Raw genomic sequence first — 14,949 nt, 5'->3', positions numbered from 1 at the left:
GTAGCTAAGTTACTAAGCGAAGGTTCACCTCTTTGTTTTTATACTAACATCAAAAATAAATACGACTAAATTAGTTTAAAGTAAACATTTTAATGCCGTGAGGGGTTAGCGAGTATCGACGTATTTGGTACAATAAGGCTCTCGTCGCAAGTAGTAACTCATAATAGGAAACGCTGTAATGCCGCATATTATTATTGAACACTCAGAAGATCTCCCTGTATTACCACAAGTTCTCGTAGAAAAAATTCACAACACCGCCTTTGAAAGCGATTTGTTTGAGTTAGAAACCATAAAAACGCGCGCAATTGCTTATCAGCAATATCAACTAGGCGCAGGAAAATCAGGGTTTATACATATTGCGGTACATATATTGGCTGGGCGCTCAATTGAGCAAAAGCAAATGCTAAGCGAACTACTACTTTCGTGCTTAAAAACATATTGCCGTGATTCAGATAGCTTAAGTGTAAATATTTACGATATTGAGCATGAGATATACCGTAAAAATTAGTTAACTCTTGTAGTTTTGAGCAATAAAAGTAAACACTAATAACATAAAGCCCCGATTGGGGCTTTTTTGTATTCTTAAATTAGATGCTGCTCACTGTCATTTATAGCGCGGAGCATACATAGCATCTGATCTAACGCTGAAATTTAATAATGTATTTGCACTCTTTCTAATTTAAGAAAGCTTAGCTTAATCTATGGATTAACTTTATTTAGATTACTTTTTATTATTAGGGGTAACTAAAGAATAATAAATAACACGATATTAAGTTCATGTAGCTTTGAATAATTTGATTAGGTATTACTTGGGAAGTTTGTAAAAGTGGTGGCCCCTCCCAGACTCGAACTGGGGACCTAACGATTATGAGTCGTGTGCTCTAACCAACTGAGCTAAGGGGCCAACTTTATATAACTGCTAGGCAGCTAATTTTTGAAGCGTTCAGTCACAGAGCGACTAAAGCGGGTTGCAGTATAAAAACTTTTTAGGTGCTTGTCACTACCAAACACCTTTATTTTAACAATCAGTAAGCTAACTGCTTAAATAGTAATCTTTTATGCGGATATAAACATAAAATGTAAGATATTTCCCATGATATTCACTGCATTAAATTATAAAAACCTTCCTCCTACATGTAGTCTTTTGTATTTAACGCTCTACTTTTTTAAGTAAAGCTAACATATATGTGTAGGCATACAAGGCTGTAAAAAATATGCTTGGGGCTACTGTAAGTGCCAAATTAGGTGTCTGATTAATTACATTCACCATAATCACTAAGCTCGATTGAACAGTAATCGGAATAATAGGCGCAAAAAGTACACCTGCTATTTTTTTGTTACCTAAATACGAGGCGCTAGAGTTAATTGCATTATTGAAGCTTTGTCGTATTGCTACGTTTTGTGGTGTTTTAGAATGAAACATACAAATAATTGGAGTTACGAACGCAAGCGTTACATAACTAGACTTATACTTGTTGACGACCTTTTCTAAAATAAAAGTAAAAAACAGCGTTACAAATCCACTATACAAACCTTGTACTAATGCAGCTTGAAGCGTGACCGATTTAGCAATATCTGCCGAACTGTTCGCCCAGTAGGCCCAGCTAAAATAAAAAACGAATGACACAACGCCTGACAGTATAAGTCGAATATTCAATTAGCTACCTCAATATGCGTAAAAGTTTGGTGTAATGATAACACTAGAAGTGATGGTAATATTGTCACTAAATAATAGAGTAATTAATCGCGTATTGTAGATATATAAACAAACTAATGTTAAAGATTTCCTAACTGGCATCAATACAGAATCAGAACACTGCGGTTAGTTAGAAAGCTTAATTGAAGTAAACAATGGTTTGGCTGAGGGAATTTTGGGAGCGAGTTACAAGAAATAAATCACTTAGTTTGAGTAAATTAAAAATTAGATTTTGATAAAAAATATTTACTTTAAAAACTAATATTGTGAGCCGATCGGTACTGAAGTATTTAGCTAAACCTCAGTAGTCGGCTTACACAATATATAATCTGTCATTATTTTTTCGCAATAATGTAGATTGCATGTATTAACCCTGGGAAATAACCTAGCAGTGTTAATAAAATATTTAACCAAAAGTGCATACCTAAGCCAACTTGCAAAAATACACCTAGCGGCGGTAGTAAAACCGAAAGTATTATACGAATAATATCCATGACTAAACTCCATTTAAATTAAGCATTAAAAAGACTTAAAGCCCAGCATTACTGGGCCTTAACTATACTGTATTATTCAGCGACAATAGTTAAGTTATCAACTACGTCACGAACATCTTCAGCATTTTTGGCAATTTTAACTGCTAACTGTTTTTCAGCTTCAGACCCTACAGTCCCGTTCAAAGTTACTATACCTTTGTCGGTATCAACATCAATGTCTGTACCACCTACTTCTGAGTCAAACAGGAAGCGAGTTGTAATTACAGTGGTGATTTTAGCATCCGTTAGGTCGTTATCATCATCGTCCATCATGTCTTTGCTTTTATCTTTGGTATCCATGCTTTTAACAACAGTAAGGCTGTTTTCAACATCAGATACGCCATCTAGGCTAAGTACAAGTTCTTCTGCTAGCTCTTTATCAAGCTCGCTATTAACTTTACCTGTAAGTACTACCTTGCCATTTTTTACATCAGTGTTAATGTCAAAGTTGTTTAGGTTAGTGTTCATAAGAAGAACTGTTTCTGCCTTACCATCAATCCAAGCATCTTTACTTTCGTTTTCCCAGCTGTTTGCTTGGGCACCCATAGCCGTAGTACCAAGAACTAAAGCTGCGATAATAGATTTGTTAAATGTTTTCATAATCTTTCTCCTTTTGATTAAAGACACTTTAACTTATGCGATCTTTAGGCCAAGTTTATTTATACTTAAATTTCAATAGGTTGAGTTTACTTTGGAGTGAGGCATTATCTATAGTTGTGTAACTATTTACAGGCTACTCGGTAAAAATTTCTCAAATAGTGAAAATAGCTAGATAATTGCATTTTTGGTTAATCTATCGTTAATATAACAAAATAAAAAACATCATTATAAATTAACCTACTGATAATTAGGGTGATTATATTTGGTGCGTGCTTTGCATACAAACATCAAGAGCAGTATCAATAGTAAATACAATAAGGAATGCCCCATGTCTGTAAAAGTTGAAGACCGCCCAATAGAGCAAGTACGCGAACAAGTAATTGACCAATTAATTTATAATTACAGTCATGGGGTTATTTCTGTTGATGCATTTGAGAGACGACTCGATAGCGCGATGGATGCACCTAATAACGACGCTCTTTTAGCCTTAGTAGAAGACTTAACACTTAATACCGATCAGCAATATAAAGCAGAAAAACAATCGCAATTTAAACCACATTATAGTGCACAGCAAAACAGTGATGATGATTTTACATTACGCAGTATTTTAGGCTCTAACGAACGAAGCGGTCAGTGGGTTGTCCCAAAAAATATATATTTAAGTAACTTTATGGGATCGGTGGTACTTGATTTTACTGATGCCATTTTTGCGCATCAAAATGTAACTATTCACGTTAACTGTATTTTTGGTAGCGATGAGATTTACGTACCAGAGCATGTAAATGTAGTGTCTAAAATGTTTTGTATTTTAAGTAGCCTTGAAAATAAATCGGTATCACTTAACAAACGCCAAGGTCCTACTATTCATATTGAAGGAAAGGCAGTTATGGGATCGGTTGAAGTAAAAATAAAGCGCACAATTAAAGAAAAATTTATGAGCTTTGCAAATGAGCTAAAAACCCAGTTTGGCACGGGTAATAATAACCGCTCACTATAATTGAGTAGCAGCACTTTAGCGTGCTGCTTAGTATTTTATTATAAATCGTTATTTCGCTCGCTTGGTATATCACTTAAATACTCTACAAACTCAACTTCAAACCCTGCAGGATCAATAAAGTAGACATTCTTTCTGAAAGGATTCTCGCTACCTTGCTTGCTTACTGTAAAACCCACTTTATTTAAGCGCATTACTACTGCGCTTAAATTATTAGTTACATAAGCAAAGTGTGCAAAACCAATTTGATGGCCCGATAAGTTTCTGTTTTCACCCTCACCATGACTGCTTATCGCAATGTAATGCGTGTCATCTCCAAAGTGTACCCAGCGTCTTGGTTTTCCATGCCAATCGCCTCTGCCCTCACTTCTGACTGACCAATGCGGAAATACAGCTTGGTAAAATTTAAGCATACTATTTATATCACTCGCGACTAAGTTTACGTGCTCTAAATACATAATGTTGTCCTATCAATTAAGTTAGGGGCACGATAAAACCTCAAGCTAACTTTAGGTAAAGCGTTATTTAAAATTAATTCAATTTAATTAACACACAAAGGAACATAGTGACTTATTAATTGCTCATTATTATTTTTTAAAAATATAGACACTTTTCAATCTTGTATAAAAAACAAACATAAGTATTTGGGGTTTATTGTTTACTTTATGTCAAAAGTCGCTAAAATACGCCGGCTAAAATATATAAACGTTCTTTTACAACCCAAAGGTAATACCATGCATCCAATGTTAAACATTGCGGTTCGCGCTGCGCGCAACGCAGGCAAAATTTTACTTCGCGCAAGTGAAGATTTATCAAAAGTTGAAGTGCAACAAAAAGGCGCTAACGACTTAGTAACTAACATTGATAAAGAAGCCGAAGCCGTAATTCGTGACACTATTTTACAGTCTTACCCTACTCACTCTATTGTTGGTGAAGAATTAGGTGAGCATAAAGGCAAGGATGATGATTACCAATGGATTGTAGATCCTATCGATGGAACAACTAACTTCATCAAAGGTATCCCTCATTACGCGGTTTCTATCGCACTTAAAGTTAAAGGTCGTTTAGACCAAGCTGTTATTTATGATCCAATTCGTGGTGAGCTTTTCACTGCATCTCGCGGTCAAGGCACTCAGTTAAACAGCAAACGTCTACGTGTTAGCAAAACTACGGTTCTTGCAGGCACTGTACTTGCTACTGGTTTCCCTTTCAAAAACAAAAACCACATGGATGCATACACTGAAGCGTTTAAAGCATTGTTTGTACACACTGCAGACATTCGCCGTGCAGGTTGTTCTGCTTTAGATATGGCATACGTTGCAGCTGGTCGTGTTGATGGATTTTTTGAAATTGGTTTAAAACCTTGGAACTCTGCTGCAGGCGAACTTATGGTTAAAGAAGCGGGCGGTATGGTTGTAGATTTCGCTGGTGGTAATAACTATAACCACAGCGGCAATATTATCTGTGGTTCACCAAAATTGACTCAAGCAATTATTCGTGAAATTCGTCCAGTATTAACTGAGTCGTTACTTCGCTAATTTGATGCTATTAATAGCATGCTAAAAAGGAGCTCAGGCTCCTTTTTTTGTGCCTAAAAATAAGGGTTATCGAGCTTAATCTCTATCGTTTTGCCTTTTGTATAAGGTAGTGTATTTAAATCCTTTGCGAAGTATTCATTAAATAATGCGTCAAATTCACCGCTTTCCTGCATCACTATTAATCCCTCTTCAACAGCCTTTGCTAATTCAGGTTTACTCTTAGTCACAAAGTAATAAATACCGGTTGGATAACTTATGTATAAATTAGGCACGATTACTAAATTACTTTGTTTGTTTTCAACAAGCTCAGAGTTAACCTCAATAAACGAACGAGGAAAGTAATCTATTCGTCCACGGCTCGTTAAAGTGAACATGGCTTGGTAGTTAGTAAGCGGTCTTACATGTAATCCGTTATAGGACATTATTCTTGTATCTGGCCAGTTGTGCCCTTGTACAGCCGAAAACGTAGCTAGCTGCTCAATATTTTTTACCTTTTTAAAGCGCGCCAAGTTTTGCTTATTAGTTAATAAAGCTCGCTTACCTATATAGCCTTTAAATAGTGGTATTTTTATCGCCAAAGCAAGCGCCTCTCGCTCTGGACTGCTCATACTCCAATACATATCTAATTCGTTATCATCTAGGTTTATTAACTTACGCTTTTGCAGTTCTGATATGGGGGTCATTCGGATAACACCGGAGTAGTTAACACTTTCAAGTGCACGTACTAATAACTCATTGAGGTATTCTTCTCGTGCGTTTTGGGTATCTTGCTTTTGAGCAACATTAATTATTTGCTCTTGCGCCATAAGTGAAAAACTTACAAACAAACTAAATACACTGATAGAAACTTTTATTGGTAACATAATAATTACCTGCTTTGTTTAAATTACCTATTATTGGCTGAAAGGCTAAACACTTCTAAAGCATCCCTTGAGCACATAAATAAATAGATAACTAGAGCGATAACACTTGGCTTATTTTAGCCTCAGTGGCCGGTGACTTAACCTATGGCGATTTATATATTATTGCAAAAAGGTCCTACCGATTCACACTACAAAGTTAGCACTGTTTTCGTAAGCTTGCACTGTTACATCCGCTAATGAAAACTTAGACGCCTGAACAATTAATAAATTGCAGGTATAAAAAAACCGCTCATAGGAGCGGTTTTTATTTAATGAGACTCTACTACGGCATTGCGTCTAGGTCTGCACCTTCTTTTTCAATTACTTCTGGTATTAAGTCTTCTTTGCTTACGCCCATTGCTATAGCAACAGAACTCGCAACATAAATCGAAGAATAAGTACCAATAAACACACCAAACAGCAATGCAGTTGCAAAGCCATGAATGGTTTGTCCGCCCCATGCAAACAAAGCAATCAATACTAAAATAGTCGTGATTGAGGTTACAAGTGTACGGTTAAGTGTTTGCGTAAGTGAAATATCAATAATTTCTACAGTATCGTCAATGCGCACTTTACGGAAGTTTTCACGAATACGGTCAGATACAACAATCGTATCGTTAAGTGAATAACCTATTACCGCAAGAATTGCCGCTAATATAGTTAAATCAAACTCTAAACCTAATATCGAAAATAAACCCACAGTAATAATAACATCGTGTAGTAGTGCACCTACTGCACCCACAGCAAAGCGCCATTCAAAACGAAATGCAACGTAGATTAAGATACAAATAAGTGCAGTTAACATGGCAAGGCCACCCTGCTCTTTTAAGTCTTCACCTACACTTGGGCCCACAAACTCAATACGGCGCATTACTACGCTGTCATCAGCTTTTTTAAGCGCATCGATTACTTGGTTACCAATTACTTCGGCTTTTACATCACTACCGCGCGGTGCTAAACGAACTAAAATCTCTTGGCTAGAACCAAATAATTGTACCGATGCATCAGCAAAACCATTATCAGCTAGCGCAGCACGTACTTTTTTAAGGTCTGCTGGCTGTGAAAAACCAACTTCTACCGCAGTACCGCCGGTAAAATCTAAACCAAAATTTAGACCTTTAACAAAAACTGATGCAAACGACGCTAAAATTAATAACGTCGAAAAACCCATAGCCACTTTACGAAGAGACATGAAACGAAGGGTTCTACTACCCAAACTTAAAATTTGCATGTCAGCTCCTTAAATCGAAAGTTTATCAATACGTTTACCACCAACAAATAAGTTGATTACCGCACGGGTACCAACAATGGCTGTAAACATTGAAGTTAAAATACCAATCGCAAGTGTCACTGCAAAGCCCGCAATCGGACCTGTGCCTACTGCAAACAGTATAATGGCAGCGATTAACGTGGTGATGTTAGCATCAAATATAGTGCTAAATGCGCTATCGTAACCGAAATGAATCGCTTGTTGAGGGCTGCGGCCATCGGCCAGCTCTTCACGAATACGTTCAAAAATAAGTACGTTAGCATCAACTGCCATACCTACGGTTAATACAATACCTGCAATACCAGGTAGCGTAAGTGTCGCGCCTGGAATTAAAGACATAACACCAACAATCAGTACTAAGTTAGCCGCAAGCGCAAGGTTTGCAACCATACCAAAGCCTTTGTAGTACACAAGCATAAACACAAGTACAAACGCAAAACCAAGTGCAACCGCAGTCATACCCGCTTCAATATTTTCTTGACCTAAACTTGGACCTACAGTGCGCTCTTCAACAATTTGAATTGGTGCTACAAGCGCACCTGCACGAAGTAGCAAACTTAAGTTATGTGCTTCAGCTGGGTTATCGATACCTGTAATACGGAACGAGCGATCAAGACGTGCTTGAATTGTTGCTACGTTAATAACTTCTTCAACCTTAATAGGCGGAAGCGCTTTACCGTCTGCATCTTTTTTACCTGATGGCTTGTACTCAATAAATACCGTTGCCATACGTTTGCCAATAGCACGTTTGGTAAAGGCATTCATTTTTGCCCCACCTTTGCTATCAAGCGTAATACTTACTTGCGGGCGTTGGTATTCATCTGCACCAGATTGCGCGCCAGTAATATGGCTGCCTTCGAGGATGATGCGTTTTTTAAGTACAACAGGGTAACCGTCGCGGCTCATGATCATTTCAGTACCCGCAGGGATACGACCTTGAGCAGCAGCGCTAATATCAGCGTTTTCGTCTACTTCACGAAATTCAAGTGTTGCTGTTGCGCCTAAAATTTCTTTAGCGCGTGCTGTGTCTTGAATACCTGGTAGTTGAACAATAATACGCTCAGCGCCTTGGCGTTGTACGTTAGGTTCTGCAACACCAATTTGGTTGATACGGTTACGAATAATCGTTTCATTTTGCTTGATAGCGTAGTCACGAATTTCTTTGAGTTTTTGCTCACTCATTGTCGCAAAAAATGCTTTATCGTTACTGCTGTCATCAATATAGACATTCAGCGGGTAGCGAGTTTCTAAGAAGCTCTCTGCTGCGTCTTTATCTGCTTCGGTACGCATTTCTACACGCATACGATCAGAGCCAGCTACACGGCGAACACTACGGTAGCGTAGTTTTTCTTCGCGTAAATCGCTTCTGAAATCTTGTTCCATTTGCTCAAGCTGGTTATCAACCGCTGTTGCCATGTCGATTTCCATGGTGAAATGTACGCCACCACTTAAATCAAGACCTAGCTTCATAGGGTTACCACCAACCGCTTTTAACCAAGCTGGTTGAGCAGGTGCCATATTAATAGCAGAAATGTAATCGTCGCTCAGCGAATCACGCAGTAAATCATGCGCTTTAAGCTGTTCTTCAACATTTTTTAAACGAACTAAAATTTGCCCATCTTCAAGTATTGTCGATTTAGCGGTTACATTATTTTTTTCAAGGATTGCGTTTACTTTGTCTACAACACTGAGATCGACATCAGCGCCTTTAGCACCTGAAACTTGTATAGCCGGATCGCGACCATACAAGTTTGGAGAGGCATATAAAAGGCCAATGGCTACCACAGCTAAAACAAGTAAATACTTCCAAACTGGAAACTTGTTTAACACGGGGTCGTCCTTATTATTTTTATAGCGACTTCATTGTGCCTTTTGGCAATACTGCAGATACTGCAGATTTTTGTACTGTTACTTCTGCCTGCTCGTTTAAAGAGATAACGATGAAATCTTTCTCTTCAGAAATCTTCACAATTTTACCCACTAAACCGCCTTGGGTAAGTACTTCATCGCCTTTAGCCATCATACTCATTAAGCTTTTGTGCTCTTTAACGCGCTTAGCTTGCGGGCGGTAGATTAAAAAGTAAAAAACCAAACCGAAAATAGCTAACATTATTAGCATTTCCCAACCACCGCTTGCCGCAGGTTGACCAGCTGCTGCGTGTGCATTTGAAATAAATAAACTCATGATACTTCCTCTTTAATTTTAAAGTTTAATTTTTTATATCTACTAGCTCTGGCACGTCTTGGCCTCGGCGAGCATAAAAATCTTGTACAAATTCTTCTAATTTACCTTCGCTAATTGCATTACGTAAACCTTCCATAACACGTTGATAGTAACGTAAGTTATGAATTGTGTTTAGTCGCGCACCTAAAATTTCGTTACATTTATCAAGGTGATGCAAATAAGCTCGTGAATAGTTTCCACACGTATGACAATCACACTCAGGGTCAAGTGGCCCTGTGTCTGTTTTATGTACTGCGTTACGTATTTTTACTACACCCGTGGTAATGAATAAATGGCCGTTACGCGCATTACGTGTTGGCATAACACAGTCAAACATATCAATACCACGGCGAACAGACTCAACTAAATCCTCTGGCTTGCCTACACCCATAAGGTAGCGTGGTTTGTCTTCTGGCATTTTAAACGCACAATGATCAAGAATATTCATCATTTCGTTTTTAGGCTCGCCTACTGATAGACCACCTAATGCATAGCCATCAAAGCCAATTTCTTCTAAGCCTGCTTGCGATTGTGCACGTAATTCTGGGTACATACCACCTTGAATAATACCAAACAAAGCAGATGGATTGTCGCCATGCCCTTCTTTTGAGCGCTTAGCCCAACGAAGAGATAACTCCATAGAATCTTTAGCTTCTTTTTCAGTTGCTGGATATGGCGTACACTCGTCAAAAATCATAACGATGTCTGAGCCTAAGTCGCGCTGTACTTCCATCGACTTTTCAGGCGACATCATAATTTCATCACCATTTACTGGAGATTGGAATAACACGCCTTCTTCAGTGATTTTACGCATTGCGCCTAAGCTAAAGACTTGAAAGCCGCCTGAGTCAGTTAAAATTGGGAAATCCCAATTCATAAAGTCGTGTAAATCACCATGTTGCTTAATGATTTCAGTACCTGGACGAAGCATTAAATGAAAGGTATTACCTAAACATATTTGCGCACCAGTGGCTTTTACTTCATCTGGCGTCATACCTTTTACAGTACCGTAAGTACCAACAGGCATAAATGCAGGTGTTTCTATTACACCGCGGTCAAAAATTAAGCGGCCGCGGCGCGCTTTTCCGTCAGTACAATCTAATTCAAATTTCATATCATCCTCAATGTCAGAAAAACAGTCCAACAAGCTATAATTTAACCGCTCGATTCTACCCTTTTTGCCTCATTAATACTATTAGCTGCGATGAATTCAGTTTTGCTTATTATGCTAAACAAAAACCCCAGCTTCGTTGCTGGGGTTTTTAGTGTTTTTTACTGAGTATTAAATAATAAATGGTTACTTACGTGTTAAAAACATCGCATCACCGTAACTAAAAAATCGGTATTTTTGTTCAATTGCCGTATTGTATGCACCCATAATATTGTCTTGTCCGCTAAAAGCGCTGACTAGCATTATAAGCGTTGATTCTGGTAAGTGAAAATTAGTGACCATGGCATCAACAACATTAAATTGGTAACCCGGAAAAATAAATATATCGGTATCACCAAAATACGTATCTAATTTGCCGCCGTGAACTTTAGCTGCCGACTCTAATGAGCGTACTGATGTTGTGCCAACCGCAATTACGCGCCCGCCACTTGCTTTGGTTTGTGCAACGGCAGCAACTACATCATCGGGTACTTCAATGTACTCGGAATGCATTACATGCTCATCAACACTATCCACTCGTACTGGCTGAAAAGTACCGGCGCCAACGTGCAAAGTAACAAAAGCCATGTTTACACCTTTATCTTTTAGTGCCGTCATTAACTTATCGTCAAAATGTAAGCCCGCTGTTGGCGCAGCAACTGCACCTGGCTTTTCTCCATAAACAGTTTGGTAACGTTCGCGATCAGCTTCGGTATCAGGTCGGTCAATATAAGGAGGCAGTGGCATATGACCAATATCATTAAGTATATCTAGCACGTTTTGGCTATGATCAAACTCAAGCTCAAATAATGTATCGTGGCGTGCAACCATTATTGCCTTGGCTTTGCCCTCTAGAATAACTTCGTTACCAACCTTAAGCGACTTGCTCGCGCGTACGTGCGCAAGTACGCGATGTTCATCTAGCACTCGCTCTACAAGCACCTCAACTTTGCCGCCAGAGGCTTTTTGACCAAACATACGTGCTGGAATTACGCGTGTATTGTTAAAGACTAACAAATCGCCTTCGTTTACTAAATCAAGTATGTCGCTAAACACTTTATGTTCTAGAGTTCCGCTTGGGCCATCTAAAGTAAGTAAACGGCTGCTAGTTCTGTCCGCTTTAGGAAAACGAGCTATTAATTCATCAGGTAAGTCAAAGCTAAAGTCAGCCACGCGCATAATTAGTAATCCACATCATTTAAAATCGCGCCAAGTGTATATGTATCGGATATTAAGCTCAAGAAATCAGCCAAACTTATAATATCTTGTTTGCGTGTTTCTCATTAAATTTTCTTGTTCTTATGGTTAAATGTCACTATTCTTGTTCGGCTGAATTATTATAAGTTACATTAGGGGTGTTCAACACGTGCCAAACCAGCTTAAATTGCTAATATTAAACGCAAGTAGTGCTGAACGTCGCGCGATTAAAGGCACTTTAGATAGCTTAAATGTATTTACCTTTATTGATGCGCAAGATAGCCAACAAGCTTTAAAGCTTTTAAAACAACACCCTGTTGATATTATAATAACGGGCATTAATGTTGGGAAAATTGACGGCTGGCGCTTTTCGAGGATGATCCGCTCAGGATTATTAAAAACACCAAAAAACACCCCAATTTTACTTATTCCGCCAATTTACTGTGAGCGTATTGCCGAAACAACAGCCAGAAGCTACGGAATAGATGCTGTACTGCCGTTTGAACATAAAGACATGCTTCCTCAAGTGCTTGCGAATGTTTTATCTACGCACTTAGAAAAAAGTAGCCGACTAAATTTATTGCTATTAGAGCCGCTTCAAAATACGGCCGACAAAATTAGTGAACAGTTAAAGTTAAACTTTGCTATTACTCACGTTACCTCAGCCAAAGCAGCACTAAACGCTTACAACCAACAGCAGTTTTCAATTGTGCTACTCGATGCCACTACATCAAGTGCAGAGAGCTCAAGTGTACTCGTTGAAGAAATCCTACAGCACAATTCTAAACAAGCTATTGTTACGATTATAGAAAGTGATGATGCTGATTACGCTGAGCAGCTTTTGCTGTCTGGTGTTACCGATTTTATTAGAGCCCCATACGACCCTTCATTTTTAAATAAAGTGTGTGACCACGCCGCACGACGTGAAGATTTTATGGTGAGTTATGCTGAGTTTGCTTACAAAGTAGAGCAGCTAAGCGTGAGCGAAGTGCGTTACAAAGAGTTATTTTCGGCTCATCAACGCATTTTATTACATCTAAATACAGTTGTTTTAGAGCTTGATCAACAAGGTAATATTCGTTTTATTAACCCAGCATGGGAAACTTTAAGTGGCTTTGGTGTTAAATCGTCGCTACAAACCCCATTAAGTACTTATTGTAATAATGAAGATAAGGGAAGACTAAACTATACTATTAACGACATTTTACATGGTGGCGAGCAGCAACAACAAATAGAAGTAAAACTCACCCATAAAAATGGCAACTTAATTTGGGTCGAATGCAGGTTACAGCTAATAAAAAACAGTCGTAATAACGCAACTATCACCGCAACCATCGATAACATACACGAACGAAAGCAAGCAGAACTTCAACTACGTCATTTAGCACACCATGACCCACTAACTGGTTTACATAACCGTTATTACTTTGATCAACAGCTTAATAAAATATGCCAAGATAAATACACGTATGATGGCATAGAGCATGCTGTTATTTATATTGACCTCGATCACTTTAAAATAATAAACGACAGCAAAGGTCACCACCAAGGTGACATAGTATTAAAAGAAGTCGCGCAATTATTTAAAGCAAATATTGGCGAAGACCATTTGGTGTGCCGAATAGGCGGCGATGAGTTTGCAGTCATACTTACCGATATGAATTTACTGGATGCACACCTTATTGCTGAAGGTGTGTGCAGCGCAATAGAAAAACATGCTTTTAAATCAGAAGATCAGATATACACAATTAGCTGCTCTATCGGTTTAACTCAAATTACGATACAAAACAATGATCCTAATGAATGTTTAAAACAAGCCGATATTGCTTTGTATATTGCCAAAAATTTAGGGCGTAACTTAGTACATTGCTACTCAAAAGAGGACGCTCAAAACAATACGCTTCAAACTGGGCTTGAATGGGGTCACGAAATTCGACAAGCACTGCAGCAAGATAATATTGAACTGCATTACCAACCTATTTGGGATTTTAAAGAGTGTAAAGTTGCTTATTTTGAAGCGCTCTTACGCTTAAAACTCAAAGGTAAACTTGTGTACCCAAATCAATTTATTCCCTCTTTAGAGATGCTTAACGACACATTTTTGATGGATCAATGCGTTATACGTAATGCCGTTGCTTGTGTATCTAAGCACCCAGAGTTAAACCAAGTTGCTATTAATTTGTCAGCACAATCATTCTTAGATGAACGCTTATTGCCATTAATTGAATCAAACCTTGAAAAGTATAACGTGCCCCCTTCGCGGATAATTTTTGAAATAACTGAATCAGCAAGTATTAACAACTTAAAAGCTACTCGTAAAATGATTGAGAAGCTTAATAGCTTAGGCTGTCATTTTTCTATTGACGATTTTGGAACTGGCTTTAGTACATTTAACTATTTAAAGCAGCTTCCAGCACAGCATGTAAAAATTGATGGCTCATTTGTAAGCGACATGCTTAATGACCCTATAGACTTAGCGTTAGTAAAAGCAATAAATGATATTAGTCGGTCTCTCGATAAGCGCTCTGTAGCTGAGTACGTTGAAAACGAAGAGATATTTTTTGCACTAAAAGAGATAGGTGTTGATTATGGACAAGGCTACTTTATTGCACGCCCAATACCTGTTGAAAAAGTAAAAGATGAACTTGAAAAAATTTCAAAAAATAAAACGTTTTACCAACAACAAGCTAGCCCAAAATAAACAAAATTAAACAATTTGTTACTACCAATATTACCTTTCTTGCCTATACTTTCAGTATCAAATAAAAATGTCGTGCATTTTAACGCATTTCACTTTAAAAACATGACATTACCTTTTGGCGGCGTAGTACTGATATTTATAGTG

14 protein-coding genes and 1 tRNA gene are annotated in these 14,949 nt (G+C 38.1%); 4 read left to right on the top strand and 11 right to left on the bottom strand.

Going from position 1 to position 14,949, the window contains the following annotated elements; all coding sequences use genetic code 11:
• The first annotated feature begins 178 nt into the window (after positions 1 to 178).
• Complete coding sequence (locus I6F45_RS09265; RefSeq protein ID WP_197160287.1) at positions 179 to 508, top strand: 5-carboxymethyl-2-hydroxymuconate Delta-isomerase; 330 nt, start codon at positions 179 to 181, stop codon at positions 506 to 508.
• A 319-nt stretch (positions 509 to 827) separates the two neighbouring features.
• Here I6F45_RS09265 and I6F45_RS09260 read toward each other — a convergent pair.
• From I6F45_RS09260 to I6F45_RS09245, 4 genes are all read right to left on the bottom strand, one after another.
• Positions 828 to 904, bottom strand: a tRNA-Ile gene (locus I6F45_RS09260).
• 246 nt (positions 905 to 1,150) lie between these two features.
• Positions 1,151 to 1,657, bottom strand: a complete 507-nt coding sequence (locus I6F45_RS09255) for a hypothetical protein (protein ID WP_010553379.1) — start codon at positions 1,655 to 1,657, stop codon at positions 1,151 to 1,153.
• Between the two features lie 374 nt (positions 1,658 to 2,031).
• Positions 2,032 to 2,190, bottom strand: coding sequence for a YqaE/Pmp3 family membrane protein (locus I6F45_RS09250; RefSeq protein ID WP_002957822.1), 159 nt, complete (start codon positions 2,188 to 2,190; stop codon positions 2,032 to 2,034).
• Positions 2,191 to 2,262: 72 nt separating this feature from the next.
• Positions 2,263 to 2,829, bottom strand: a complete 567-nt coding sequence (locus I6F45_RS09245; protein WP_197160286.1) for a BON domain-containing protein — start codon at positions 2,827 to 2,829, stop codon at positions 2,263 to 2,265.
• A gap of 328 nt (positions 2,830 to 3,157) precedes the next feature.
• Between I6F45_RS09245 and I6F45_RS09240 the strand changes: the two genes are divergently transcribed.
• Complete coding sequence (locus I6F45_RS09240) at positions 3,158 to 3,826, top strand: LiaF domain-containing protein (protein ID WP_007586484.1); 669 nt, start codon at positions 3,158 to 3,160, stop codon at positions 3,824 to 3,826.
• Between the two features lie 38 nt (positions 3,827 to 3,864).
• On the opposite strand, the gene I6F45_RS09235 is transcribed toward I6F45_RS09240, so the two are convergent.
• Entirely contained in the window at positions 3,865 to 4,281 is a 417-nt protein-coding gene (locus tag I6F45_RS09235) for a VOC family protein (protein WP_165741552.1), read from the bottom strand.
• 276 nt (positions 4,282 to 4,557) lie between these two features.
• On the opposite strand from I6F45_RS09235, the gene suhB reads away from it, so the two are divergent.
• Positions 4,558 to 5,361, top strand: a complete 804-nt coding sequence (suhB, locus tag I6F45_RS09230; protein WP_002957826.1) for an inositol-1-monophosphatase — start codon at positions 4,558 to 4,560, stop codon at positions 5,359 to 5,361.
• A gap of 53 nt (positions 5,362 to 5,414) precedes the next feature.
• Here the strand turns inward: suhB and I6F45_RS09225 are convergent, their stop codons facing one another.
• From I6F45_RS09225 to queA, 6 genes are all read right to left on the bottom strand, one after another.
• Positions 5,415 to 6,224: a substrate-binding periplasmic protein gene (locus I6F45_RS09225; protein ID WP_166376400.1), complete on the bottom strand. Its 810-nt coding sequence runs from the start codon at positions 6,222 to 6,224 to the stop codon at positions 5,415 to 5,417.
• A gap of 322 nt (positions 6,225 to 6,546) precedes the next feature.
• Positions 6,547 to 7,494 carry a protein translocase subunit SecF gene (gene secF / locus I6F45_RS09220; protein ID WP_007586474.1) on the bottom strand — a complete coding sequence of 316 codons (948 nt, stop codon included), beginning with the start codon at positions 7,492 to 7,494 and terminating at the stop codon, positions 6,547 to 6,549.
• 9 nt (positions 7,495 to 7,503) lie between these two features.
• Complete coding sequence (gene secD, locus I6F45_RS09215) at positions 7,504 to 9,363, bottom strand: protein translocase subunit SecD (protein ID WP_010554381.1); 1,860 nt, start codon at positions 9,361 to 9,363, stop codon at positions 7,504 to 7,506.
• 19 nt (positions 9,364 to 9,382) lie between these two features.
• Entirely contained in the window at positions 9,383 to 9,718 is a 336-nt protein-coding gene (gene yajC / locus I6F45_RS09210) for a preprotein translocase subunit YajC (RefSeq protein WP_007586472.1), read from the bottom strand.
• 25 nt (positions 9,719 to 9,743) lie between these two features.
• The gene (tgt, locus tag I6F45_RS09205) at positions 9,744 to 10,871 is read right to left on the bottom strand and encodes a tRNA guanosine(34) transglycosylase Tgt (RefSeq protein ID WP_007586471.1); all 1,128 of its coding nucleotides are present in this window, start codon (positions 10,869 to 10,871) and stop codon (positions 9,744 to 9,746) included.
• Positions 10,872 to 11,054: 183 nt separating this feature from the next.
• Complete coding sequence (queA, locus tag I6F45_RS09200; RefSeq protein WP_010554380.1) at positions 11,055 to 12,086, bottom strand: tRNA preQ1(34) S-adenosylmethionine ribosyltransferase-isomerase QueA; 1,032 nt, start codon at positions 12,084 to 12,086, stop codon at positions 11,055 to 11,057.
• 187 nt (positions 12,087 to 12,273) lie between these two features.
• Between queA and I6F45_RS09195 the strand changes: the two genes are divergently transcribed.
• On the top strand, positions 12,274 to 14,805 hold the full coding sequence (locus I6F45_RS09195; protein WP_165727120.1) for a two-component system response regulator: 2,532 nt from the start codon (positions 12,274 to 12,276) through the stop codon (positions 14,803 to 14,805).
• Positions 14,806 to 14,949 lie beyond the last annotated feature (144 nt).

The organism is Pseudoalteromonas sp. SWYJZ19, from assembly GCF_015864375.1.
Classification (GTDB): Bacteria; Pseudomonadota; Gammaproteobacteria; order Enterobacterales; family Alteromonadaceae; genus Pseudoalteromonas; species Pseudoalteromonas arctica.
This window is presented reverse-complemented; position numbering and strand designations above follow the sequence as displayed.